Origin of the sequence: Pseudoxanthomonas suwonensis (genome assembly GCF_010093235.1) — a bacterium.
Classification (GTDB): Bacteria; Pseudomonadota; Gammaproteobacteria; order Xanthomonadales; family Xanthomonadaceae; genus Pseudoxanthomonas; species Pseudoxanthomonas suwonensis.
Window position 1 is genome coordinate 1 of the sequence record NZ_PDWP01000004.1, and the last position, 23,493, is coordinate 23,493.

The following is a 23,493-nucleotide window of genomic DNA, read 5'->3' on the forward strand; positions in this document are numbered from 1 at the left end:
GCGCCGGGGTGGGTACGGGCTGTGGCGCCTGCTTCGGTGCCTGGGCACGGGCCGCGTCAAGCTGGCCGACCAGGAAATCCAGGTCGTTCTCGCGGCCAGGCGGCAGCACGTCGTCGTGGCCGTGCAGCTTGGCCGACAGGTGGCGGATCCAGCGCTGCGCTTCCCAGCCGTCGCGACGCGCGGCCAGGTCGGCCTCGTCGAAGATCACCAGCAGGCCCGGCGCCTCGAGCACGGGCTCGAGCACCACCAGCGCATCCTCGATCGCCGGCTCCAGCGCGACCAGCACCGCCTGGGCGCCCGCCCCGGCAAGGGTGGCCACGTCCAGCTCGGCCGGATCGGCTTCCAGCACCACGCTGCCGCCGGCGGCATCCAGCGCCTGGCGCAGCCGTTCGCGCGCCTGGCCCTCGCGGGCCAGAAGCGCGACCGCCTTGGAGGAATCATTCGCGGGCACGGGCAATCCCCAGCAGGTCGTACACGTTTCGCATCAGGTCCAGTTCCTGGTACGGCTTGCCCAGGTAACGCTGGACGCCGATTTCGAAAGCGCGCTGGCGATGCTTTTCGCCGGTACGCGAGGTGATCATCACGATCGGCACGTCGCGGAAGCGCGCGTCGGCGCGCATCGCGGTGGCCAGCTCGTAGCCGTCCATGCGCGGCATCTCGATGTCCAGCAGCATCAGGTCGGGCACGCGCTCTTCCAGCCGTTCCAGCGCCTCGATGCCGTCGCGCGCGGTCACCACCTCGAGGTTGTGGCGTTCCAGCACGCGACCGGTGACCTTGCGCATGGTCAGCGAGTCGTCGACCACCATCACCAGCGGGACATGGTGGGCCTGCTGCGCCTCCAGCTGCGCCGGCCGTTCCGGCTGCGCCAGGTGACGACGGACCAGCGGGGCGACGTCGAGGATCACCACCACGCGGCCGTCGCCGGTGATGGTGGCGCCGTAGATGCCCGGCACCGAGGCGATCTGCATGCCGACCGGCTTGACCACGATTTCGCGGTTGCCGATCACCTGGTCGATCGCCACGGCCGCACGCAGGTCGCCGGCACGCACCAGCAGCAGCGGGACCTGGGCCTGGCCTTCGGCCTTGGCCGGACCCTGGCCGACCAGCAGGCCGAGGTCGTGCAGCGCGTACTCCTCGCCGGCGTAGCGGTAACCGCCGGTGCCGCTCTCGAAGCGCTCGCGCGAGATGCGGCCGATGCCGTCCACCGAGGCGACCGGCACCGCATAGGTGGTCTCGCCGATCTGCACGAACACCGCCTGGGTGACCGCCAGGGTCTGCGGCAGGCGCAGGGTGAAGGTCACGCCGCGGCCGACCACCGACTGGATTTCGACCGAACCACCCAGCTGGCGCACTTCGTTGCGGACCACGTCCATGCCCACGCCGCGGCCGGCCAGCTGGCTGACCTGCTCGGAGGTGGAGAAGCCGGCCTCGAAGATCAGCGAGTCCAGTTCGGCATCGGTGAGCACCGCGCCCGGCTTGAGCAGGCCGCGCTGCTCGGCGCGGCGGCGGATCGCGTCGCGGTCCAGGCCGCGGCCGTCGTCGGCCACCTGCAGGACGATTTCCGAGCCCTCGTGGCGCAGCGAGATCGTGATCGTGCCTTCCTCGGACTTGCCGCTCGCGGAGCGCTCGGCCGGGGTTTCCAGGCCGTGCGCCACCGAGTTGCGCAGCATGTGCTCGATCGGCGCGACCATGCGGTCGAGGACGTTGCGGTCCAGTTCGCCATGGGTGCCGTCCAGGCGCAGCTGCACCTGCTTGCCGGTGTCGTGGCCGGCCTGGCGGACCACGCGGCGCAGGCGCGGCACGACGCTGTCGAACGGCACCATGCGCGCGCTCATCAGGCCGTCCTGCAGCTCCGAGCTGACGCGCGACTGCTGCTGCAGCAGGACGTCGTACTGGCGGCCGAGGTCGTCGAGCACGCCCTGCAGGCCGGTAAGGTCGGCCGCGGACTCGTTCAGCGCGCGGCTGAGCTGCTGCAGGGTCGAGAAGCGGTCCAGCTCCAGCGGGTCGAAGGTCGGATCGGCGCTGTCCTGCTCGCGCTGGTAACGGGCGACGATCTGCGCCTCGGTCTCCAGGTCCAGGCGGCGCAGCTGGTCGCGCAGACGCGCGTTGGTGCGGTCCAGCTCGGCCAGGGCCGAACGGAACGCGCCGAGCTGCTGCTCCAGGCGCGAGCGGTAGATCGCCACTTCACCGGCGTGGTTGACCAGGTTGTCGAGCAGGTCGGCGCGGACGCGCACCTGCTCCTGCGGCGCACGGGCGGCGGTGCCGGTTTCTTCGGCCGGAGCCGCGGCCTCGTCGTCCACCGGGGCGGACAGCGGCGGCAGCGCGAGCGCCGAAGCCGGGACCGGATCGACCTGCGGCGCAGGCCTGGCCGGAGCCGGAGCCGGAGCCGGAGCCGGGGCCGGCGCGGGAGCCGGCGTCGGCTCGGGCTGCGGCGCGACAGCTTCGACCGGCGCGGGAGCCACCGGGGCCGCCGGGACCTCCGGCTCGACCGGGGCCACGACCGGCTGCACCGGGGCCGGTGCTGCGGCCACGGGCGCGGGCTCGACGTGAACGGGGGCCGGTTCCGACGGAGCGACATCCTGCGCCGGGGCCTCGGGTACAACCGGGGCAGCAACCGGCGCGGCCTCGACTTCCGGCTCCACCGGGGCGGCAGGAGCCTGGACCGCGGCCACGGGCGCTTCGACCTGCGGCGGGGCTTCGCCGCGGATGCGCGCCTCGAACGCCGCGATCAGCGCGTGCGGCATGGCGGTGACGCGATGCGCGCGGGTCTGCACCAGCAGCTGGTGCAGGGTGTCGAAGCCACGCTCCAGCAGCTGGATGTCGTACAGGCCCAGCTCGGTGCGGTGCTCGGCCGCCGCTTCCAGCAGCGACTCGATCACGTGGCCGAGGTCGCCGATGGTGGCGATGCCGGCCATGCGCGCACCGCCCTTGAGCGTGTGCAGGTCGCGCTGCAGGCCGATGATCGGCTCGCGCGAGCTGCTGTCGGCGCGCAGCTCGACCAGCAGCGCATCGACGTGGTCCAGCAGGTCTCCGCCCTCTTCCACGAAGATGTCGACCAGGTCGCGGTCGAGCTCGTTGAAGTCGAGCATCGGCAGCTCGTTGAGCGACGGCGCCGGCTCGGCCGGCGGCACGACGGCCGCCTGGACCGGCGCCGGCTCCACGCTGGCGGCCTCGGCCTGGGCGACCTCGCCTGCCGGCTCCCCGGCAGGCTCCCCGACCGGCTCCAGCGACGGGGCCTGCTCGGCCTCGAAGGACGGAGCGGTGGCCTCGAACGCCTCCACGGCGGCCGCGTCGAACGCCTGGGCGTCGAGCGACGGCTCCCCGGCGGCGGCATCGCCGATCGCGGGCTCGGGAGCGGCGACGGCCTCGATGGTTTCCAGCGTCCAGGCGGCCTCGACCGGCGCGGCGTCGGCAACGGACGGCTCCGCCGGCTCCGGCTCCGCGGGCGCGGCAGGCGGGGTCCAGTCGAAGGAGAAATCGTCGCTGGCGGTGACCGCCGGCTCGGCCGGCGCATCGCCGGACAGCGAGATCTCCGTGGCCTCGAGGGCGCCCATGCCCTCGTCCAGCGACAGGCCGTCGAAGCCCGTGGTCTCCCCGGCGGCCGGGTCTTCCATCGGCGCCAGCGAGAGCCCGCCGGCGGCGACGAACACCTGCTCGCCGGCAGCGGCGGCATCGCCCGCGTCCAGGCTCCAATCCGGAGTCTGGATGGAAGTGGCTTCCGGCGCCGACGGCGCCTCCGCGGCGGCCGGGGTGTCCTCGCCAGCCAGGTAGCGGCTGAGGTCCTCGACGCCGGTGAGCTCCACCGTGCCGTCCAGCGCCGGAGGGGTGGCCACGCCCTCGTCCTCGACGACTTCAGGCTGCGACCAGCGCGCCTCGGGCAGCGCATCGGCCAGCGCGCGCAGGCGCATGGCCAGGCCGGCGTAGCTCGGGATGCGCGGCGACTCGGCGCGCAGCGCCAGGATGCACGCACGGATCGTGGCGGCGGTGGCGGCCAGGGTCTCGACCGCATCCGGCCCGGCGACGTGGCCGGCGGCCAGCGCGCGCTTGATGTAGGTCTCGGCCGAATCGGTGACGGCGGTGATCTCCGGCACGTCGGTCATCGCGAACGCGCCGTTCATGGTGTGCATGGCACGCAGCAGCGGATCGTCGACCGGACGCGGCGCCTGGCGGGCGGCGGCGATCCAGGCATCCACCGTCTCCAGGTGGGTGCCGACTTCCGTCTCCAGGATCTCGCGCAGCACGCTGTCCACCGAAGCGGGCGTGCCCTCGGCGACGGCCGGCGCGGCCGCCTCCGCGGCCACCGCGGCGGTCGGCATCGTGTAGAACGCCTCCTCGCCGGCGGCGATGCGCTCGGCCACGCCCTCGATGCCGTGCAGGTCCAGGCTCAGCGCGCCCTGGCCGCGCAGCGCGGCGTCGAACTGCGGCAGCACCTCGGTCGCCTGCTGCACCATCGCGACCACCGCCGGGCTCGCCGGACGGGTGCCGTCGAGCACGCGGTTGAGCATGCTCTCGATCTTCCACGCGAACTCGCCAAGCGCGCTGGCGCCGACCAGGCGGCCGCTGCCCTTGAGCGTGTGGAACACGCGGCGGATCGGACGCAGGCGTTCCATGTCGTCCGGCGCTCGCAACCACAGCGGCATCAGGCGCGCGAGGTTGGCGCGCTCTTCCTCGAACTCCTCCAGGAACACGTCGCGGATGTCCGCGTCGATGTCCTGGTTGTCGTCGAAGCCGCCGGCGGACGGAGCCATCGTGGTGGGGGCACTCTCGGCCACCGGCGGCGCCGGCGGCACGGCGGGTGCGGCCGGGGCGACCGGCATCCCGGGGATGGACGAGCCCGGCAGCGCGGCGGCGGCGGCGGCCAGCTCGGCCAGCAGCGCCTGCTCGGCGGCGTCGGCCGAAGAAGCCGGAGCCTGAGCGGGAACCGGGGTCGCCGGGACGGTGGGCTCGGCGGCGGGCGGCGGCTCGGCGGCGGGCGTGCGCGGGCGGTACTGGACGGTCACGTCCAGCCAGGTCTCCTCGCTGGCGGCCGGCGGCGTGGGCGCAGCCGGAGCAGGCGCCGGCGGCTCGGCGGCCACGGGCGGCAGCGGCGGCGGCGGTGCCACCGGCTGCGGCGCGCTGTCGACGAAGACCTGGTCGGCCTCCGGCAGTGCCGGCGGCGCCGGCGGCGCGGAGTCGGCACGCGGGGCGTCGAAACCGAGGCCCTCATGCGCGGCCGGCGACGGCGCGGCATCGGCCACGGCGATGTACTCGCCGGACGCAGGGTCGTAGGTGAAGCGCTGCGCTTCGGGCAGCGAGGCCGGGACTTCAGGCGCCTGCGGCGCCGCCGGCGGCAGCTCAATCTCCAGCCCGGGCACTTCGAACACTTCGCGACGCGGCGGCTCGACCGCGGCGACATCCAGGCCGGGCACCGGCGGCAGCGGATCGGCGGCGACGGGGGCCGGCTGCGCGGGCGCGGCCGGTGCCTGCGGGGCGAAAGCGGCGGCATCGTTCGCCGCCACCGGGGCGGCCGGAGCGGCGGCAGGTGCCGGTTCGATGGCGACCTCTTCCGGGAGCGGCCAGTAATTGAGCGCTTCCAGGCTGCTGCGCGCGATCTCCAGGATCTCGTTGCGGTTCGGGCGACGGTCGCGCAGGGCCTCCAGGTAGTACTCCAGGCTGGCCATGGCGTCGGCCAGGGTGTCCAGCTGGCGGCCACTGGGCACGCGGCGGCGACCGATCAGCTCGGTCACGATGTAGCGGCGCACGCCTTCCAGGTAGTCGGCCGGCTGCGGCAACTCGAGGATGCGCAGGGCGCCGGCGACCTCTTCCAGCAGGCGCGGCACGGACTCCAGGCGGGCGTGGTCCCAGTTGGTCTCGATGAAGGCGACGAAGTCCTCGCGCGCGGCGCCGAAGTTGGCGATCGCCTCGTGGGCGAGCACCTCCACCGTGCGGCGGGCTTCGGCGGCGGCGGCGTCCTCGCTCCGCTCCTCGGCGGCGCCCAGGCTGGCGACCTGGTCGTCGAGGGTGGCATCGACGTAGAGCAGCGCGCCGGCGATGTCCAGCAGCGCACCTTCGCTGGCCGGGGTATCGCCAGCGGCGATCGCCTGCAGGGCGTCGCGCTGCTGCAGCACCACGTCGCGGGCCACGCCCAGGCCGAGCATGCCGAGGGTGTCGGCCACGCGGGTCAGTTCGGCGGCCTGCGGCTGCAGCGTGGCGGCATCGCCGCCGGTGCGCAGGTGCAGGTCGAGCGCATCCTTGACCCGCAGCAGTTCCTCCTTGACCACGCCACCGACGGTGTTGAGCAGGTCGCGGTTGCGGCCGGACAGGCTGCCACGCGCGTGGTCGAGCTCGGCCTCGCTCGGCACCTGGGCGTCCAGGTCGAAGGCGGCGCGCAGTTCATCCAGCGCCGGGTGCGAGACCCGCGCATGGGCGACCGCGTACAGCAGCTGGCGGGTCGGTTCCTGGGTGGACACGCCGCGCGAGGCGGCTGGCAGGGATTCGTTCTCGCTGGCCTGCTGCAGCGCGCGCAGCGCCGCGGCGAAGGCGCCACGCAGCGGCTCGGCCGCGGCCAGGGCGCCGTCGCGCAGCGCGGCGGCGACCGAAGAGAGCACCCACAGCATGCGCCGGGTGTTCTCGTGGGAGGCGTTCTGCAGCAGCTCGCCGGCGGCGGCGGCCAGCAGGGAGGCGTCGCCCGGGGCGGCGCCTTCCGGCCAGGCGGCCATCGCCTGCTGGAAGCGGGCAAGCGCGGAGGCGACCAGGTCCTGGCGCTGCGCCCACGGCAGCGAGGACGGCTGCGGCAGCTGCGAAGGCAGCGGCGCGCTCAGGTCCGGCGCGAACAGCACGCTCTCGCTGAGCCCCGCGGCGCCACGGGCGGCGCGGATGTCGTTGAGCAGCGGCAGCAGCACGATCGGAATGTCGCGATGGCCGTTCTGCAGGCGCTCCAGGTAGTCCGGCAGCAGCACGGTGCCGCGCATCAGCGTCGCGCAGGCCTCGTCGCGGTCGTTGGCCGCGCCCTGCTGCAGCGCCTGGGCCAGCAGTTCCATTTCCTCGGCGACCATCGCCGGGGCATACAGTTCGACCATCCGCAGCGTGCCCTGCACCTGGTGCAGGTAGCCGGCGCAGAAGCGCATGCGGCTGCTGTCGGCGGGATTCTCGACGAACGCCTCGATCTCCCCGCGCGCCTGGCGCAGGGTCTCGTCGAGTTCGGGCTTGACCCAGCCGAGGACGGCGTGGCTCATCGCGTCGCGCAACGCACTCATTGCTGCCTCCATGCCGCGAGGCAGTCAAGGCGCGGATACCGGGCCATCTTCATTCCATCTTCCCCTGTCAGGCCCATCTTCAGCCAGGCAGCTTGAAGTCGGCGACCGAACGGCGCAGGTCCGCAGCCAGCTGCGCCAGGTGTCCGATCGACTCAGCCGTCTGTCCCGCGCCACGCGAAGTCTGTGCGGAAATCTGCCGGACCACGTCCATCGTCTTGGTGATGTCGGCCGCGGCGCCAGCCTGCTGCTGGGCGGCGACCGAAATGTTCTTGATGAGTTCGTTCAGCGCGTTGGACACGCGCTCGATCTCGGTCAGCGCGGTACCGGCGTCCTCGGCCAGGCGCGCACCGGACACCACCTCGGCGGTGGTCTGTTCCATCGAGCTGACCGCCTCGTTGGTGTCGGCCTGAATCGCCTGCACCAGGCCTTCGATCCGGCGGGTCGCGCTCGAGGTGCGCTCCGCCAGTCGCTGCACTTCGTCCGCCACCACCGCGAAGCCGCGGCCGGTCTCGCCCGCCGCGGCGGCCTGCACCGCCGCGTTGAGCGCCAGGATGTTGGTCTGCTCGGAAATGTCGTTGATCAGTTCCACGATCGAGCCGATTTCCTGGGACGACTCGCCCAGGCGCTTGATGCGCTTGGAGGTCTCCTGGATCTGGTCGCGGATCTGGTCCATGCCGTTGATGGTCTCGCGCACCACGCCGGCACCTTCGGCCGCGATGACCACCGAGCGCTGCGCCACTTCCGCCGATTCGGTGGAGTTGCGCGACACCTGCTCAATACTGGCCGCGATTTCGCTGATGCGCTGGGATGCGGCGCTGATCTGCTCGGCCTGGTGGTTGGACGCCTCCGCCAGCTGCAGCGCGGTGGCCTGGGTTTCCTGCGACGAGGCCGCGACCTGCACCGAGGTGTCGTTGATCGTGGTCACGAGGTTGCGCAGCTCGTCGACCGCGTAGTTGATAGCGTCCGCGATCGCGCCGGTCATGTCCTCGGTCACCGAGGCCTTCACCGTCAGGTCGCCTTCACCCAGCGAGCTGATTTCGTCCAGCAGCCGCATGATCGCCTGCTGGTTGCGGCTGTTGAACTCCACCTGCGCCTGGTAGCGCATTTCCTGTTCGCGCTGGCGGTTGCGCACCGAGCTCCACACGAAACCGATCAGCGCCAGCAGGGCCAGGCTGCCGGAAACCACGCCGATCCAGAAGTTCGGGAACACGCGGGTGTCGCGCGCCGAACCGAAGGCGGCGAAGGCCTCGAACACGCGCTTGCTGTCCTCCAGCATCTTCGACGAGCCGGCCACCAGGCTGGCGGCCGCGGTCTGCGCGGCGAACAGGTTGCGCGAGCTGGCCAGGATCGCCTCGACGTCCTTGCGCATCTCGTTCCACTGCTCCTGCGACTGCTGCAGGGCGGCCTGGGCGGCGGGATTGCGGACCTGGGCGATGCCCAGCTCGTCGTTGCCCTGCATCAGGCCGGTCAGCACCTGGGTGAACACCACCGAGTCGCGCGCCAGCGCGTCGCCCGCGGCGCTGGCGCCGGGACCGCCGGCGCGGATTTCGGTGACGCGGCGGGCCTTGGTGCCGGCGACCACGACCTGCTGCAGGGCGTTGAAGACCTGGGCCGCCGGCGCGCCGCCGGCGGGCATGGCGCGCACGACCTCGTTGAGCTGCGCCTGCAGCTGCGGGACGCGCCCGACGAAGCGGTCGGCGTTGCCGGCCAGGGCCAGCACCGCCTCTTCGGACTCGATGATCTGCTGGGCATGCTGCGCCAGCGGGTTCCAGGTGCGGGTCAGCTGCTGCAGCGGGCCGGACACGCCGGGCTCGCCGCCGAAGCGCTGCTGCAGCACGCTCACCGTGGTGGTGATCTCGGCGCGGGTCTGGCGGAAGGCCTTGAACGCCTCGGCGTTGCCGCCGACCGCGTCACGGCCCTGGTTGGCGAGCTGCTGCGAGAGCACCTGCAGGTCGGCCGCGCCGGTGCTGGCGCCGGCAAGCCGGCTGCCCTGGTAGGTCGCCACACCGGTGTTGGTGGCGAAAACCACCACCGACAGCACCAGCAGGACCAGCCAGAACCCGGTGCTGACGCCACCCAGGCGGCTGGTCTTTTGCGTTTCCGGTGCAGTGCTCATGCGCGTATTGCCTCGATCAGATGCGTGGAGAGGCGGCGGCGGTCAAGCCGCGGCCTGCCTGAATTCAGGGGTGCGGGCCAGCCGCCACAGGGAGAACACGGCCCAGTCGGCGCCTTCGCTGTGGAAGGCGCGGTCGACGAAATTGGCGTAGCGGCCGCGGGCCAGCGGGGCCGGATCGATGGCCTGTTCCTCGCCGAAGCTGCGCTGGCCGTAGAGCTCGTCGATGGTCAGCGCGACGTCGCCGCCCTGCTGGCGCATGACCAGCACGCGCTGGCCCTCGTGCAGCACGGTCCGCTCGCCCTCCAGGAACAGCTTGAGGTCGATCACGGGGAACAGGTTGCCGCGCAGGTTGCCGATGCCCAGCAGCCACGGCTGCGCGCCGGGGACGGGCGTCACCGGCGGCATGGGCATGATTTCGACCACCTCGCCGAACTGCGACACCAGCCGCTGCCGGCCGATGCGGTAGCCGACGCCTCGCCAGGTCTCCGCCCCGAGGTCTCGGGCCGGAAGCTGCACGGCATGGGCGAGGCTCCGGCGTTCGTAGTCGGAGAGGATGTCGAACGGAGTGCGCATCAGGCGCCTACCAACTGGTTGATCCGCGCCATGAGGTCTTCCTCGCGCGGTGGCTTGACGACGTAGTCGACCGCCCCCTGGCGCATGGCCCAGGCGCGGTCGGTTTCCATGCTCTTGGTGCTGACGATCAGCACCGGGATCTTGCTGGTGGCCTGGTCGCGGGTCAGGGCGCGCGTGGCCTGGAAGCCGCTCATGCCGGGCAGCACCACGTCCATCAACACCAGGTCAGGCAGCTGCTTGCGTGCGATTTCCAGTCCATCCTCGGCATTGGTCGCGAAGATGACCTGGTGTCCACCGCGCTCCAGCCACTGGCTGAAGACGGCACGGTCGGTCGGCGAATCTTCGATCAGCAGGATTCGAGCCATGTTATGCCTGCCCCCCGGTCAGGCGTTTACGTACGTACGGATTGCTCCGAGCAGTTCTTCCCGCGTGAATGGCTTGGTGAGGTACTGCTCCGAGCCGACGATGCGGCCACGCGCCTTGTCGAACAGGCCGTCCTTGGAGGACAGCATGATCACCGGCGTGGACTTGAATTTCTGGTTGCCCTTGATCAGCGCGCAGGTCTGGTAGCCGTCGAGCCGCGGCATCATGATGTCGACGAAGATGATCTGGGGCTGCTGGTCGGCGATCTTCGCCAGCGCCTCGAACCCGTCGCTGGCCGTTACGACCTCGCAGCCCTCGCGCTTGAGCAGGGTCTCGGCGGTGCGGCGGATGGTCTTTGAGTCGTCGATGACCAGAACCCGCAGGCCACCCAATGCCCCGGCTGGGGCCGTGTTGTCTGTCATTACCCTGTTTCCCCGTGCGCGCGGCGCTTCTTCAATACCCGGCACCGCTGCTTGGGTGTCTATATCCCAGTCCAGCCGAAACCTGTCAAGCCCGACGGAATATTGACGCGTCGTTCCGGGCGCCTTCATGGGGCCTGGAACGGCATTGCCAGGGCGGCGATCGGCTAACATCATCCGTCCAACCTCCCGTGCCCCGCCCCAATGCCCCTGGACGTCGTCGTGGTGATGGACCCGATCGGGTCGATCAAGATCGCCAAGGACACCACCTTCGCCATGCTCCTGGAGGCGCAGCGGCGCGGCCACCGGCTGCACTACGTGCGCCCCGGCGGCCTGTCCCTGCGCGACGGCCGGGCCCTGGCCATCGCCGCCCCGCTGCGGGTGCGCGACGACAAGGCCGGCTGGTACGAGCTGGGCGACTACGCCGAGCTGCCCTTCGGTCCCGGCCAGGTGGTGCTGATGCGCAAGGACCCGCCGTTCGACGGCGAGTACCTCTATGACACCCACATCCTGGACATCGCCCGCGCGGCCGGGGCGGAGGTGGTCAACAACCCGCAGGGCCTGCGCGACTTCAACGAGAAGCTGGCCGCCCAGCTGTTCCCGCAGTGCTGCCCGCCGACCCGGATCAGCCGCGACCCGGCCGAGCTCAAGGCCTTCGCCACCGGACACGGCCGGGTGGTGCTCAAGCCGCTGGACGGCATGGGCGGGCGCTCGATCTTCCTCAGCCAGGCCGGCGACCCCAACCTGAACGTAATCCTCGAGACGCTGACCGAGGGCGGCCGCAAGCTGGCCCTGGCCCAGCGCTACATCCCGGAGATCGCCGACGGCGACAAGCGCATCCTGCTGGTCGACGGGGTGCCGGTGGATTACTGCCTGGCGCGGATCCCGCAGGGCGACGAGTTCCGCGGCAACCTGGCGGCAGGCGGCCGCGGCGAAGGCCGCCCGCTGAGCGAGCGCGACCGCTGGATCGCCGCCCAGGTCGGGCCGGAGATGCGCCGCCGTGGCATGCGCTTCGTCGGCCTGGACGTCATCGGCGACTACCTCACCGAGGTCAACGTCACCAGCCCGACCTGCGTGCGCGAGCTGGACGCCCAGTTCGGCATCAACATCGCCGGGCTGCTGTTCGACGCCATCGAGGCCGGGCCGGCGGCATGAGCACGGCGGAGGTCGCGGCACCGCGCATCGGCGAGCGGCAGCGCCTGAGTGCCACCCTGGTGCTGTCCGCGCTGGTGCACGGGATCCTGATCCTCGGCCTGGGCTTCGCCTTCCGCGGCGAGGCCCCGCTGGTCCCGACCCTGGACGTGATCTTCAGCAGTACCAGCACCGAGCTGACGCCGGAGCAGGCCGACTTCCTGGCCCAGGCCAACAACCGCGGCGGCGGCGAGCACGACAAGGCCCAGCGCCCGCGCGACAGCCAGCCAGGCGCGGTGCCGCGCGCCGAACCGGGTGATGCGCCGCTGCCGCAGCAGCGCCAGGAGGCCGCGCCGGCGCCGGAAACCCAGGCCCGCCTGGTCACCAGCCGTCGCGGCGAGGAACCGGTGCCGGAGCCGCAGCCGCGCGAGGAGGCCGATACCGTGGCCCCGGTCAGCCCCGCCAGGGCCGCGCGCGACGCCGAGATGGCCCGCCTGGCGGCCGAGGTCTACCTGCGCTCGGAGCTGTACGCCAAGCGCCCGACCCGCAAGTTCGTCTCGGCCAGCACCCGCGAGTACGCCTACGCCAGCTACCTGCGCGACTGGGTGGACCGCGCCGAGCGGATCGGCAACCTCAACTACCCCGACGAGGCACGCCGCCGCCGGCTTGGCGGCCAGGTGGTGCTCAGCGTCGGCGTGCGCCGCGACGGCACGGTGGAAAGCACTCGCATCCTGCGTTCCAGCGGCACCCCGCTGCTGGACGCGTCGGCCGAGCGCATCGTGCGCCTGGCCGAACCGTTCCCGCCGCTGCCGGACACCAGGGATGGAGTCGATGTGCTGCACGTGACCCGCACCTGGGTATTCAAGCCAGGCGGACAGCTGCATACCGAATAGGCCGGCCACGTGGCGGCCCCAACGAAAACGCCGGCCCGGGGCCGGCGTTTTCCGTTGTGCGCGGACTGCGCGGCGCTCAGTCGCCCTGCCATTGCCCCAGCGCAGCAAGGCCGTTGGCCCGGGCGCGGGCGTAGACCGTGTCCTGGGCCTTGCGCGCGTTGCTCTTCATGTCCCGCGCCCACAGCTGCAGCGCGGCCTGCTGCATGGCCCGGCCGTAGGAGAAGCTGAGGGTCCACGGGTTGGGGCCGAGCCGGTTCATCGCGTCCAGGTGGGCGGTGGCCGCCTCGTCGGACTGGCCGCCGGACAGGAACACGATGCCCGGCAGGATGGCCGGCACCGTGGTCTTCAGGCACATCAGGGTGGACTCGGCCACTTCCTGCACGTCGGCCTGCTCCGGGCAGTCCTTGCCGGAGATCACCATCGAGGCCTTCAGGATCGTGCCTTCCAGCAGCACGTTCTGGTCGTACAGCGAGCCGAACAGCGAGCGCAGCACGGCCTCGGTGACCTCGTAGCAGGTCTCGATGTCGTGCTCGCCGTCCATCAGCACCTCCGGCTCGACCACCGGGACCAGGCCCTGCTCCTGGCACAGCGCCGCGTAGCGCGCCAGGGCATGGGCGTTGACGTCGATGCAGGTGCCGGTGGGGATGTCCTCGCCGATGGTGATCACCGCGCGCCACTTTGCGAAGCGCGCACCCAGCGCGTAGTACTCCTGCAGCCGGCCGCGCAGCCCGTCCAGGCCCTCGGTGACCAGCTCGCCGGGATAGCCGGCCAGCGGCACCGTTCCCTTGTCGACCTTGATGCCCGGCAGGATGCCGTGCTCGGCCATGTACTGCGGGAACGGCACGCCGTCGGCAGTGGCCTGGCGGATGGTCTCGTCGTACAGGATCGCGCCGGAGATGTGCTCGGCCAGCCGCGGCGTGGTCAGCAGCAGCTCGCGGTAGGCGCGGCGGTTTTCCTCGGTGTTGTCGATGCCCACCGCGGCGAAGCGCTTGCCGATGGGGGCGGTGGACTCGTCGATGGCGATGATGCCCTTGCCGGGCGCGACCAGCGCCTGCGCGGTCTCGGCGAGCTGCTCGATGCTCATTGGGGGACTTCCTTGGCGGGGGAGGCGGGGCCCGGAAGTATAGCCGCCGGCACATCCGCGCCCGGTGCATCCGCCAGCGCGCGCCGGAAACGCAACGGGCGCCCGGAGGCGCCCGTCCACTCACGCGTCCGCGATTGGCCTCAGAGGTCGCCCAGGCCGCTGGCGCGGCCGTCGGAACCGACTTCCAGCAGGCGCAGGGTATTGGTCGCGCCGTGGGTTTCCATGTGCTCGCCGGAGGTGAACACCACGCGGTCGCCGGGCGACAGCATGCCGGCGTCGACCAGCACGCGGATGCTGCCGCGGGCAGCCTCGCGCGGGGTCAGGCCGCGGCTGTCGAAGTTGATCGGGAACACGTCGCGCATCAGCGCCATGCGCCGGCGCGCGCCGTCGTGGCGGGTGATCGCGTAGATCGGCGCCTTGGCGCGGAAACGCGACAGGAAGCGCGGGGGGCCGCCGGACTCGGTCATGGCCACGATCGCGCGCACGCCGATGTGCTCGGACAGGAACATGGTCGCCATGGCGATCGCCTGGTCGGCGCGCTCCAGGTTGCGCTGGGCCTTGCTGAAGTCGGTCTCGGTCTGGAACTGGCGCTCGGCACCCAGGCAGATGCGGGCCATCGCCTCCACCGCCTTGATGGGATAGGCACCGGCGGCGGTCTCGGCCGACAGCATCACCGCGTCGGTGCCGTCGATCACCGCGTTGGCCACGTCCAGCACCTCGGCGCGGGTCGGGATCGGGCTCTCGACCATCGACTGCAGCATCTGGGTGGCGGTGATCACCACCTTGTTCTGGGCCAGGGCCTCCCGGATGATCTTCTTCTGCAGGCCGGGCAGCTCGGCGTCGCCGATCTCCACGCCCAGGTCGCCGCGGGCGACCATCACCACGTCCGAGGCCTCGACGATCTCGACCAGGTTCTCGATCGCCTCGGTGCGCTCGATCTTGGACACCAGGGCGGCATCGGAACCGTGCTCGCGCGCGATGCGGCGGGCCTCGTTCATGTCCTCGGCCTTGCGGCAGAAGGACACGGCGATGAAGTCCACGCCGATCTTGGCGACGATGCCGATCAGCTCCTTGTCGCGCTCGGTCAGCGCGCCCAGGGACAGGCCGCCGCCCTGCTTGTTCAGGCCCTTGCGGTCGGACAGCACGCCGTCGTTGAGCACGGTGCAGATGATGCGCACGCCATCGACCTTGTCGACCTTCAGCTGCATCAGGCCGTCGTCCAGCAGCAGCACGTCGCCGGCCTTCACGTCGCCGGGCAGGCCCAGGTAGCTGACGCCCACCTGGGTGGCGTCGCCGGCCGGGGCGTTGGCGTCGGCCACCAGGTCGAAGCGGTCGCCTGCCTTGAGGGTCACCTTGCCTTCGGCGAAGCGCTCGATGCGGATCTTCGGGCCCGGCAGGTCGGCCAGGATGCCGACCTCGGCGCCGACCTTCTGCGCGGCGATGCGGACCTCGGCGGCGCGCTTGGCCTGGCCGGAGGGATCGCCATGGGAGAAGTTGAGCCGGACCACGTTGACGCCCGCGCGGAACAACGCCTCGAGGACTCCGGGCGGGTCGGTCGCCGGTCCGAGGGTGGCGAGGATCTTGGTGCGGCGCAGGCGGTCGGTCATGTCTGAAGGGGCTCGCGGAAGGCAGGGAAAACTATCACAAAGGATGAACAAAACGGCAGCGCTGTCAGCGACGCAAACCCGCATCACGCAAGGATTTCTTTCCCGGCGACTACATACGCCAGGGAATGGAGGACGTCAGGTTGATACCGCTACCATGAACAGCATCGCATAATCGGCGATGAACCCGCTCCTGCCCACCCCACCGGGTGCCGCCGGGCGGCCACAATGCCCGCTCCGCTTCCCAGGAAACGACATGACCAGCACCGACGCCTCCTCCCCTTCCCGCCTGCAGCAGCTGCGCGAACTGTCCGTGGTCGTGGCCGACACTGGCGACTATGACGCCATCGCCCGCCTGCGCCCGGTCGACTGCACCACCAACCCGACCCTGGTGAAGAAGGCGCTGGACCTGCCGGTCTACGCCGAGCTGATCGAGCGCGAGCTGGCCTGGGCCCGCAGCCAGCCGGAAACCGGCCGCGCCGTGGTCGACGAGGTCGCCGACCGCCTGACCGTCGGCGTGGGCACCATGCTCAGCGCCCTGGTCCCGGGCCGCGTGTCCACCGAGGTCGACGCCGACCTGGCCCACGACACCGCCGCCACCGTGGCCAAGGCGCGCAAGTTCATGGCCATGTACGCAGAGCGCGGCGTGCCGCGCGAGAAGATCCTGATCAAGGTCGCCGCCACCTGGGAAGGCGTGGAAGCCGCGCGCCAGCTGCAGGCCGAGGGCATCGACTGCAACCTGACCCTGATCTTCAACCCGACCCAGGCCATCGCCTGCGCCGAGGCCGGCGCGTTCCTGATCTCGCCTTTCGTCGGCCGCATCCTCGACTGGTACAAGGCCCGTGGCCAGGTGCCGGCGACCATCGACGAGGATCCGGGCGTGAAGTTCGTGCGCGGCGTGTATACCGAGTTCAAGAAGCGCGGCGCCGCCACCGTGGTGATGGGCGCCTCGTTCCGCTCGGTGGACCAGGTGCTGGCCCTGGCCGGCTGCGACCGCCTGACCATCTCGCCGGAGCTGCTGGAGCAGCTGGACAACTCCACCGGCGCCGTCGAGCGCAAGCTGTCGCCGGTGCCGCGCGAGGAGCGCACCATCGCCCCGGTGACCGCGGAGAGCTTTGCCGCCGACCTGGCCGCCGACGCCATGGCGAGCGAGAAGCTGGCCGAGGGCATCGCCGCCTTCGCCAAGGACCTGGACGCCCTGCGCAACGACATCGCCGCGCGCCTGGGCGCCTGATCCGCCCAGCCGTCCGATACAGAAGGCCGCCCCTGGGCGGCCTTCTTCCTTTCCGGGTTCCGGTCCCCTCAGATCGCGCAGGACACCCCGGTCCCGCCGAGGCCGCAGTAGCCCTGCGGGTTCTTGGACAGGTACTGCTGGTGCTCGTCCTCGGCGTAGTAGAACGGCGGGGCCGGATACACCACCTCGGTGGTGATCGGCGGATAGCCGGCCGCGCGCAGCGAGGCCTGGTAGGCCTCCAGGCTGGCCCGCGCCGCCACGTGCTGGGCCTCGGTGTGGCAATGGACCACCGAGCGGTACTGGGTGCCGACGTCGTTGCCCTGGCGCATGCCCTGGGTCGGATCGTGGCTTTCCCAGAAGACCTTGAGCAGGGTGGCGAAATCCACCTGGGCCGGGTCGTAGACCACCCGCACCACCTCGGCATGGCCGGTGCGCCCGGAGCAGACCTCGCGGTAGGTCGGGTTCGGCGTGCCGCCGCCGGCGTAGCCGGCCGCGGTGGTGAACACCCCCGGTACCTGCCAGAACTTGCGCTCGGCGCCCCAGAAACAGCCCAGCCCGAACTCCGCCAGCTCCATCCCGGGGAAATCCCCGCGCAGGGGACGGCCATGGACGTGGTGGACGTTGTGCAGCGGCAGCGGGGTTTCGCGGCCGGGAAGCAGGTCCTCCGGGCGCGGCAGGCGCTGCTTGTACGCGCCGATGCCCAGCAGGGATTCCAGGCTCATGTGGGGCTCCTTCAGGCCGGCAGCAGGCCGGGGTCGGCTTCCGGGATGGGGTCTTGCGGCTCCTGGCGCAAGCCCGCCGCGCGCAACGCAGCGTCGGCCTCGGGCATGGCCGGATCGGGGACGCAGACCCTCAGCACGCCGAACAGCGGCAGTTCCCCGGCCCCGCCCAGCAGGTTCTCGCCGAACACGAAGGCCGGGATCCCGGCGTCCTCCAGCACGTGCCGGGCCAGGTGGGCGTCGATCAGGTTGTGGGCGCGGTAGGCGACCTGCATGCGGACTCCGGGGGGGAATGGGCCTGGCCCGAGCATACGCCCGGCCGGGATGGCGGCCATGAACGGCCGCGGCGGCGCGGCCCGGGGAGGGCGGCGCTCGGCTAAACTGGCGGTTTGCCTTCGCAGCCCCCGCCACGATGTCCGAAGCCACCACGCCCGCCGCCGACGCCGCTCCCGAGAAGCGCGACTTCATCCGCCAGATCGTCCGCGAGGACCTGGCCAGCGGCAAGCACACCGCGATCAAGACCCGCTTCCCGCCCGAGCCCAACGGCTACCTGCACATCGGCCATGCCAAGGCGATCTGCCTGGACTTCGGCGTGGCCGCCGAGTTCGGCGGACGTTGCAACCTGCGCTTCGACGACACCAACCCGGCCAAGGAAGACCCCGAGTTCGTGCGCGCCATCCAGGACGACGTGCGCTGGCTGGGCTTCGAATGGGCCAGCCTGCGCCATGCCTCGGACTACTTCGAGGTCTACTACCTGGCCGCGGAGAAGCTGATCAAGGACGGCAAGGCCTTCGTCTGCGACCTGTCGGCCGAGGAAGTGCGTGCCTACCGCGGCACCCTGACCGAGCCGGGCCGCAACTCGCCCTACCGCGACCGCAGCGTCGAGGAGAACCTGGACCTGTTCCGGCGCATGCGCGCCGGCGAGTTCCCGGACGGCAGCCGCACCCTGCGCGCCAGGATCGACATGGCCAGCGGCAACATCAACATGCGCGACCCGGCCCTGTACCGGATCAAGCACGTCGAGCACCAGAACACCGGCAACGAGTGGCCGATCTACCCGATGTACGACTTCGCCCACTCGCTGGGCGACGCCATCGAGGGCATCACCCACTCGCTGTGCACGCTGGAGTTCGAGGACCACCGCCCGCTGTACGACTGGTGCGTGGACAACGTCGACCTGGCCGGCCACCCCGAGCTGCTGGAGCCGCTGGTCGCCAAGGGCCTGCCGAAGGAAGCGGCCAAGCCGCGCCAGATCGAGTTCTCGCGCCTGAACATCAACTACACGGTGATGAGCAAGCGCAAGCTGACCCAGCTGGTCACCGAAGGCCTGGTCGACGGTTGGGACGACCCGCGCATGTACACCCTGCAGGGCCTGCGCCGCCGCGGCTACACCCCCGCTTCGCTGCGCCTGCTGGTGGACCGCGTCGGCATCTCCAAGCAGAACTCGGTGATCGACTTCTCGGTGCTCGAGGGCTGCCTGCGCGAGGACCTGGACGCCACCGCGCCGCGGCGCATGGCGGTGATCGATCCGCTGAAGCTGGTGCTGGCCAACCTGGACGAAGGCCACGAGGAGTCGCTGGCCTTCCCCAACCATCCGAAGGACGAGTCGCAGGGCCAGCGCCAGGTGCCGTTCTCGCGCGAGCTGTGGATCGAGCGCGAGGACTTCGCCGAGGTCCCGCCGAAGGGCTGGAAGCGCCTGGTCCCCGGCGGCGAGGCGCGCCTGCGTGGCGCCGGCATCGTGCGCATCGACGAGGTGGTGAAGGACGAGGCCGGCCAGGTCGTTGAACTGCGCGGCTGGCTGGACCCGGAATCGCGCCCGGGCATGGAGGGCGCCAACCGCAAGGTCAAGGGCACCATCCACTGGGTGTCGGCAAAGCATGCCGTGGCCGCCGAGATCCGCCTGTACGACCGCCTGTTCTCGGTGGAGAAGCCGGACGACGAGTCCGAAGGCAAGACCTACCGCGACTACCTCAACCCGGAGTCGAAGAAGATCGTGCGTGGCTGGGTCGAACCGGCCGCCGCGGCGGCCACGCCCGAGCAGTCGTTCCAGTTCGAGCGCACCGGCTATTTCGTCGCCGACCGCTACGACCATCGCGCCGATGCACCGGTGTTCAACCGCAGCGTGACCCTGCGCGACACCTGGACCGCCGGCTGATCGCCACCGACTGACGCCACGTGGCCGGCAGGCGCCGGCCACGTTCCCCCTTGATGTCGCCCTCCGCATCCCATCCGCACACGCATCCGGGCCTGGCCCGGGGCGTGGCCAGCGGCGTGGCCGCCGGCGCGCTGTGGGGCCTGGTGTTCCTGGCGCCACAGCTGCTGCCGGATTTCAGCGCCCTGCAGCAGTCGGTGGCGCGCTACCTGGCCTACGGCGTGCTTGCGCTGGCCCTGCTCGCGCCGCGCTGGCATCGCGCCACCGCACCGCTGGGCAAGGCGGAATGGCGCGCACTGGTCGTGCTGAGCCTGCTGGGCAACCTGCTCTACTTCGTGCTGCTGGCCAGCGCGATCCATGCCGCCGGCGGCGCAGCGACCGCACTGATCGTGGGCCTGGTACCGGTGGTGGTCACCGTGGCCGGTGTACGCCGCCGCCATTCCGGCGGCCCCCGCCTGCGCGCACTGGCCGGACCCTGCGTGCTCTCGGTGCTGGGCATGGCCCTGGTCGCGATCGACGCGGTGCGCGCCGGACGCGGGCTCAGCAGCGACGCGGCCAGCAGCGTCGCCGGGCTCATCTGCGCGGTGGGCGCGCTGGCGTCGTGGTCGGCGTACTCGGTCGGCAACGCGCGCTGGCTGGAACGGCGGCCGGACATCTCCAGCCGCGACTGGTCGCTGCTGACCGGCGTGGCCACGGGCGGACTGGCCCTGCTGCTGTCGCCGCTGGCACTGCTGTGGGGCGCCTCCGCGCACGAGGCCGGCGGGTGGCTGCGCCTGCTGGGCATTTCCAGCGCCCTGGCGCTGTTCGCCTCGGTGATCGGCAATGCCTTCTGGAACGCGGCCAGCCGGCGCCTGCCGCTGAGCCTGGCCGGGCAGATGATCGTGTTCGAAACCCTGTTCGCGCTGCTGTACGGCTTCCTCTGGGAATGGCGCCTGCCCGGCGCACTGGAAGTGGCCGCCATCGCCTGCCTGCTCGCCGGCGTGCTGTGGTGCGCCGCATTGCATGCGCCGGCCGATGCGCCCGCGCACGCAGGTTAGCCCCGCCCGCACCGGGCCGATACACTGCACGCCCCCCCATCGCACCGAACAGACGCATGCTGCACGCCCAGGTCCACCTCACCCTCCCGGTCTGGATCCACGAAGCCTTCGATCCGGCCGCCGTTTTCGCCACGGACGAGGAGAAGGTGGCGCTGGCGATCGAGCTGTCGCGCCGCAACGTCCAGGCGCGCAGCGGCGGTCCGTTCGGCGCGGTGGTGTTCGGGCCGGACCACCGGGTGATCGCGGCCGGCGTGAACCGCGTGGTGCCGCACACCACCTCGCTGGCGCATGCCGAGAACATGGCCTACATGCTGGCGCAGCAGAAGCTGCAGACCCCGCGCCTCAACGACGTGCTCTCGCCGGTGACCCTGGCCACCTCCTCGCAGCCGTGCTGCCAGTGCTACGGCGCCACCATCTGGGCCGGGATCGACCGCCTGCTGATCGGCGCCCGCGCCGAGGACGTGATGGAACTGACCGAGTTCGACGAAGGTCCGCTGCCGGCCGACTGGACCGGCGAGCTTGGACGCCGCGGCATCAGCGTGACCCGCGACATCCTCCGCGACCAGGCCCGCGAGGTACTGCGCGCCTACGGCGAAAGCGGCGGCGAGAAGTACTGATGTCCTCCACGCCGGGAACCCTGCGATGAACGGACTGCTCGGCTACTGCCGCCAGGGCTTCGAGCCGGAACTGGCCGCCGAGCTGGGCGAACGCGCCGCGGCGGCCGGCATCGCCGGCTATCCGCGCGCCAGCCGCGACGACGGCTACGTGCTGTTCATCACCGGCGACGCGGCCGATGCGCGCGCGCTGGGCCGTGCCCTGCCCTTCCGCGACCTGGTGTTCGCGCGGCAGAAGCTGCGCCTGTTCGCCGAGCTGCGCGGCATCGACCCGAAGGACCGGCTCCCCCCGCTGCTGGCCGCGCTGCCCGAGGGCCTGCGCGTGGGCGACCTGTGGGTCGAGCACCCGGACTCCGATGCCGGCAAGCCGCTTTCCGGGCTGGCGCGCAGCTTCGGCAACGCGCTGCGCCCGGCACTGCGCAGGGCCGGCGTGCTCGGCGCGAAGGAAGATCCGCACCTGCCGCGCCTGCACGTGTGCTTCCTCGCCGGCGACCACCTGCTGCTGGCCCTGGCCGATCCGCGCGACAGCTCGCCCTGGCCGCTGGGCATCCCGCGGCTGAAGCTGCATCCGGAAGCGCCCTCGCGCTCGACGCTGAAGCTGGAGGAGGCCTTCCTGGTCCTGCTGGGCGAAAGCGAGCGCGAGCGCCTGCTGCGTCCCGGCATGACCGCGGCCGACCTCGGCGCCGCTCCCGGCGGCTGGACCTGGGTGCTGACCCGCCACCACCTGCGCGTGACCTCGGTCGACAACGGTCCGCTGCGCCAGCACGTGCTGGACACCGGCCTGGTCGAGCACCTGCGCGCTGACGGCTTCCACTGGAAACCGGCCCAGCCGCTGGACTGGATGGTGTGCGACATGGTCGAGCAGCCCAGCCGGGTGGCCGCGCGCATGGCGCAGTGGTTCGCCGAAGGCTGGTGCCGGCAGGCGGTGTTCAACCTCAAGCTGCCGATGAAGAAGCGCTGGCAGGAAACCCGGCTGTGCCTGGACCTGTTCGCGGCGCAGGCGGGGCGCCAGCTCACCGTCCGCGCGCGCCAGCTGTACCACGACCGCGAGGAGATCACGGTCCTGGCGATGCCGGCCGACTGAGCCGGCGCGGCGGAGTTACAGCGTCCGCCCTCCGGCTGCCAGCCCCGCGGCAGGCCTGTCCTCCACCGAGAACACCTGGCGCAGGTAGGCCAGATAGGCGGGATCGTCGACCATCGTCTTGCCCGGGCTGTCGCTGAGCTTGGCCACCGGCTGGCCGTTGCAGCGGACCATCTTCAGCACGATCTGCAGCGGTTTGGGGCCCAGGTCGTTGGTGAGGTTGGTACCGACGCCGAAGGACATGCGGCAGCGGCCCCGGAAATGGTCGTACAGCGCCATCACCCGCTCGATGTCCAGGCCGTCGCTGAACACCAGGGTCTTGGTACGCGGATCGATCCGGTGCGCCTGCAGGTGGGCGATGATCCGCTCGCCCCAGTCGAACGGATCGCCCGAGTCGTGGCGCATGCCGTCGAACAGCTTGCAGAAGTACAGGTCGAAGTCGCGCAGGAAGGCATCCAGCCCGATCACGTCGGTCAGCGCCACCCCCAGGTCGCCGCGGTACTCGCGCGCCCAGGTGTCGAACGCGGCCACCTGCGAGTCGCGCAGGCGCGGACCCAGGGCCTGGAACGCCTGCAGCCATTCGTGGGCCATCGTGCCCTGCGGCACCAGGCCGTACTTGCGGGCGAAGTGCACGTTGGAGGTGCCGACGAAGTGGGCGCCGAACTCGGCACGCAGGTGCGGCAGCACCTCGCCATGCCAGGCATGCGAGTAGCGCCGGCGGGTGCCGAAGTCGGTGATCACGCAGTCCTCGAAGCCCACCGCCTCGCGCAGGCGGGCGGTCTTGGCACGGATCCGGCGCAGACCTTCCTCGCGGTCCGGCGGCCCGTAGGTGCCGGTCATGTACAGCTCGCTGATGATCGCCAGCAGCGGCACCTCGAACAGGATGGTGTGCAGCCACGGCCCGCGCACGCGCAGCTCGATGCCGCCGTTCTCGTCCGGGTTGGCGCGCAACTGCACGTACTTGCGGTCGAAGTGGAACAGGCCGAGGAAGTCGACGAAATCCGGCTTGATGAAGCGCAGCCCGCGCAGGTAGTCCAGCTCTTCCGGGGTGGCGCGCAGCGCGCACAGCGCGTCGATCTGTTCGGAGATCGCGTCCAGGTACGGCACCAGGTCCACGCCTTCGGTGCGGCAGCGGAACAGGTACTCGACCTGCGCGCCGGGATGCTGGTGCAGCACCGCCTGCATCATCGTCAGCTTGTACAGGTCGGTGTCCAGCAGCGAGGGAATGATCGGCACGG

16 protein-coding genes and 4 pseudogenes are annotated in these 23,493 nt (G+C 71.4%); 7 read left to right on the forward strand and 13 right to left on the reverse strand.

Translation table 11 applies throughout. From position 1 onward, the window contains the following. From CSC68_RS02505 to pilG, 8 genes and pseudogenes are all read right to left on the reverse strand, one after another. Positions 1 to 451 (reverse strand): annotated as a pseudogene (locus CSC68_RS02505) (hypothetical protein); the annotation flags it as partial. Beyond that, positions 438 to 2,411 (reverse strand): annotated as a pseudogene (locus CSC68_RS16110) (response regulator); the annotation flags it as partial. The pseudogenes CSC68_RS02505 and CSC68_RS16110, both read right to left, overlap by 14 nt. A gap of 405 nt (positions 2,412 to 2,816) precedes the next feature. Next, positions 2,817 to 4,817: pseudogene (locus CSC68_RS16115) on the reverse strand (Hpt domain-containing protein); the annotation flags it as partial. Positions 4,818 to 5,375: 558 nt separating this feature from the next. Further along, positions 5,376 to 7,235, reverse strand: a pseudogene (locus CSC68_RS16120) (FimL-related protein); the annotation flags it as partial. A 79-nt stretch (positions 7,236 to 7,314) separates the two neighbouring features. Beyond that, complete coding sequence (locus CSC68_RS02520) at positions 7,315 to 9,351, reverse strand: methyl-accepting chemotaxis protein (RefSeq protein WP_162201926.1); 2,037 nt, start codon at positions 9,349 to 9,351, stop codon at positions 7,315 to 7,317. 42 nt (positions 9,352 to 9,393) lie between these two features. Then, on the reverse strand, positions 9,394 to 9,924 hold the full coding sequence (locus tag CSC68_RS02525) for a chemotaxis protein CheW (RefSeq protein ID WP_162201927.1): 531 nt from the start codon (positions 9,922 to 9,924) through the stop codon (positions 9,394 to 9,396). Next, positions 9,924 to 10,289: a response regulator gene (locus CSC68_RS02530; RefSeq protein WP_162201928.1), complete on the reverse strand. Its 366-nt coding sequence runs from the start codon at positions 10,287 to 10,289 to the stop codon at positions 9,924 to 9,926. Before CSC68_RS02530 ends, CSC68_RS02525 begins: the two co-directional genes overlap by 1 nt. Positions 10,290 to 10,307: 18 nt before the next feature. Next, positions 10,308 to 10,709 carry a twitching motility response regulator PilG gene (gene pilG, locus CSC68_RS02535; RefSeq protein ID WP_013536059.1) on the reverse strand — a complete coding sequence of 134 codons (402 nt, stop codon included), beginning with the start codon at positions 10,707 to 10,709 and terminating at the stop codon, positions 10,308 to 10,310. Between the two features lie 201 nt (positions 10,710 to 10,910). Here pilG and gshB point away from each other — a divergent pair, with 201 nt between their 5' ends. After that, positions 10,911 to 11,861 carry a glutathione synthase gene (gene gshB, locus CSC68_RS02540; RefSeq protein WP_162201929.1) on the forward strand — a complete coding sequence of 317 codons (951 nt, stop codon included), beginning with the start codon at positions 10,911 to 10,913 and terminating at the stop codon, positions 11,859 to 11,861. After that, positions 11,858 to 12,730 (forward strand): energy transducer TonB, encoded by an 873-nt coding sequence (locus tag CSC68_RS02545; protein WP_162201930.1) that lies wholly within the window; start codon positions 11,858 to 11,860, stop codon positions 12,728 to 12,730. Before gshB ends, CSC68_RS02545 begins: the two co-directional genes overlap by 4 nt. 76 nt (positions 12,731 to 12,806) lie before the next feature. Here the strand turns inward: CSC68_RS02545 and CSC68_RS02550 are convergent, their stop codons facing one another. Then, a complete protein-coding gene (locus CSC68_RS02550) occupies positions 12,807 to 13,814 on the reverse strand; it encodes a class I fructose-bisphosphate aldolase (RefSeq protein WP_162201931.1) in 1,008 nt (335 codons plus the stop codon). Positions 13,815 to 13,954: 140 nt separating this feature from the next. Further along, positions 13,955 to 15,421, reverse strand: coding sequence for a pyruvate kinase (pyk, locus tag CSC68_RS02555; RefSeq protein WP_162201932.1), 1,467 nt, complete (start codon positions 15,419 to 15,421; stop codon positions 13,955 to 13,957). A gap of 253 nt (positions 15,422 to 15,674) precedes the next feature. Here pyk and CSC68_RS02560 point away from each other — a divergent pair, with 253 nt between their 5' ends. Then, positions 15,675 to 16,652 (forward strand): transaldolase, encoded by a 978-nt coding sequence (locus CSC68_RS02560; RefSeq protein WP_162201933.1) that lies wholly within the window; start codon positions 15,675 to 15,677, stop codon positions 16,650 to 16,652. 68 nt (positions 16,653 to 16,720) lie between these two features. On the opposite strand, the gene msrA is transcribed toward CSC68_RS02560, so the two are convergent. Together msrA and CSC68_RS02570 are read right to left on the reverse strand one after the other, a co-directional pair. Beyond that, on the reverse strand, positions 16,721 to 17,359 hold the full coding sequence (gene msrA / locus CSC68_RS02565; protein WP_162202043.1) for a peptide-methionine (S)-S-oxide reductase MsrA: 639 nt from the start codon (positions 17,357 to 17,359) through the stop codon (positions 16,721 to 16,723). A gap of 26 nt (positions 17,360 to 17,385) precedes the next feature. Continuing rightward, complete coding sequence (locus CSC68_RS02570) at positions 17,386 to 17,646, reverse strand: putative signal transducing protein (protein ID WP_162201934.1); 261 nt, start codon at positions 17,644 to 17,646, stop codon at positions 17,386 to 17,388. A gap of 137 nt (positions 17,647 to 17,783) precedes the next feature. Between CSC68_RS02570 and CSC68_RS02575 the strand changes: the two genes are divergently transcribed. The 4 genes from CSC68_RS02575 to rlmM are packed head-to-tail and all read left to right on the forward strand — an operon-like array spanning position 17,784 to position 22,258. Continuing rightward, positions 17,784 to 19,526 carry a glutamine--tRNA ligase/YqeY domain fusion protein gene (locus CSC68_RS02575; RefSeq protein WP_162201935.1) on the forward strand — a complete coding sequence of 581 codons (1,743 nt, stop codon included), beginning with the start codon at positions 17,784 to 17,786 and terminating at the stop codon, positions 19,524 to 19,526. Positions 19,527 to 19,579: 53 nt separating this feature from the next. Further along, on the forward strand, positions 19,580 to 20,560 hold the full coding sequence (locus tag CSC68_RS02580) for a DMT family transporter (protein ID WP_162201936.1): 981 nt from the start codon (positions 19,580 to 19,582) through the stop codon (positions 20,558 to 20,560). 56 nt (positions 20,561 to 20,616) lie between these two features. Further along, positions 20,617 to 21,177 carry a nucleoside deaminase gene (locus CSC68_RS02585; RefSeq protein ID WP_162201937.1) on the forward strand — a complete coding sequence of 187 codons (561 nt, stop codon included), beginning with the start codon at positions 20,617 to 20,619 and terminating at the stop codon, positions 21,175 to 21,177. 25 nt (positions 21,178 to 21,202) lie between these two features. Beyond that, positions 21,203 to 22,258 carry a 23S rRNA (cytidine(2498)-2'-O)-methyltransferase RlmM gene (gene rlmM / locus CSC68_RS02590; RefSeq protein ID WP_162201938.1) on the forward strand — a complete coding sequence of 352 codons (1,056 nt, stop codon included), beginning with the start codon at positions 21,203 to 21,205 and terminating at the stop codon, positions 22,256 to 22,258. 15 nt (positions 22,259 to 22,273) lie between these two features. Here rlmM and pncB read toward each other — a convergent pair whose 3' ends face one another. After that, positions 22,274 to 23,491: a nicotinate phosphoribosyltransferase gene (gene pncB, locus CSC68_RS02595; RefSeq protein ID WP_162202044.1), complete on the reverse strand. Its 1,218-nt coding sequence runs from the start codon at positions 23,489 to 23,491 to the stop codon at positions 22,274 to 22,276. Positions 23,492 to 23,493 lie beyond the last annotated feature (2 nt).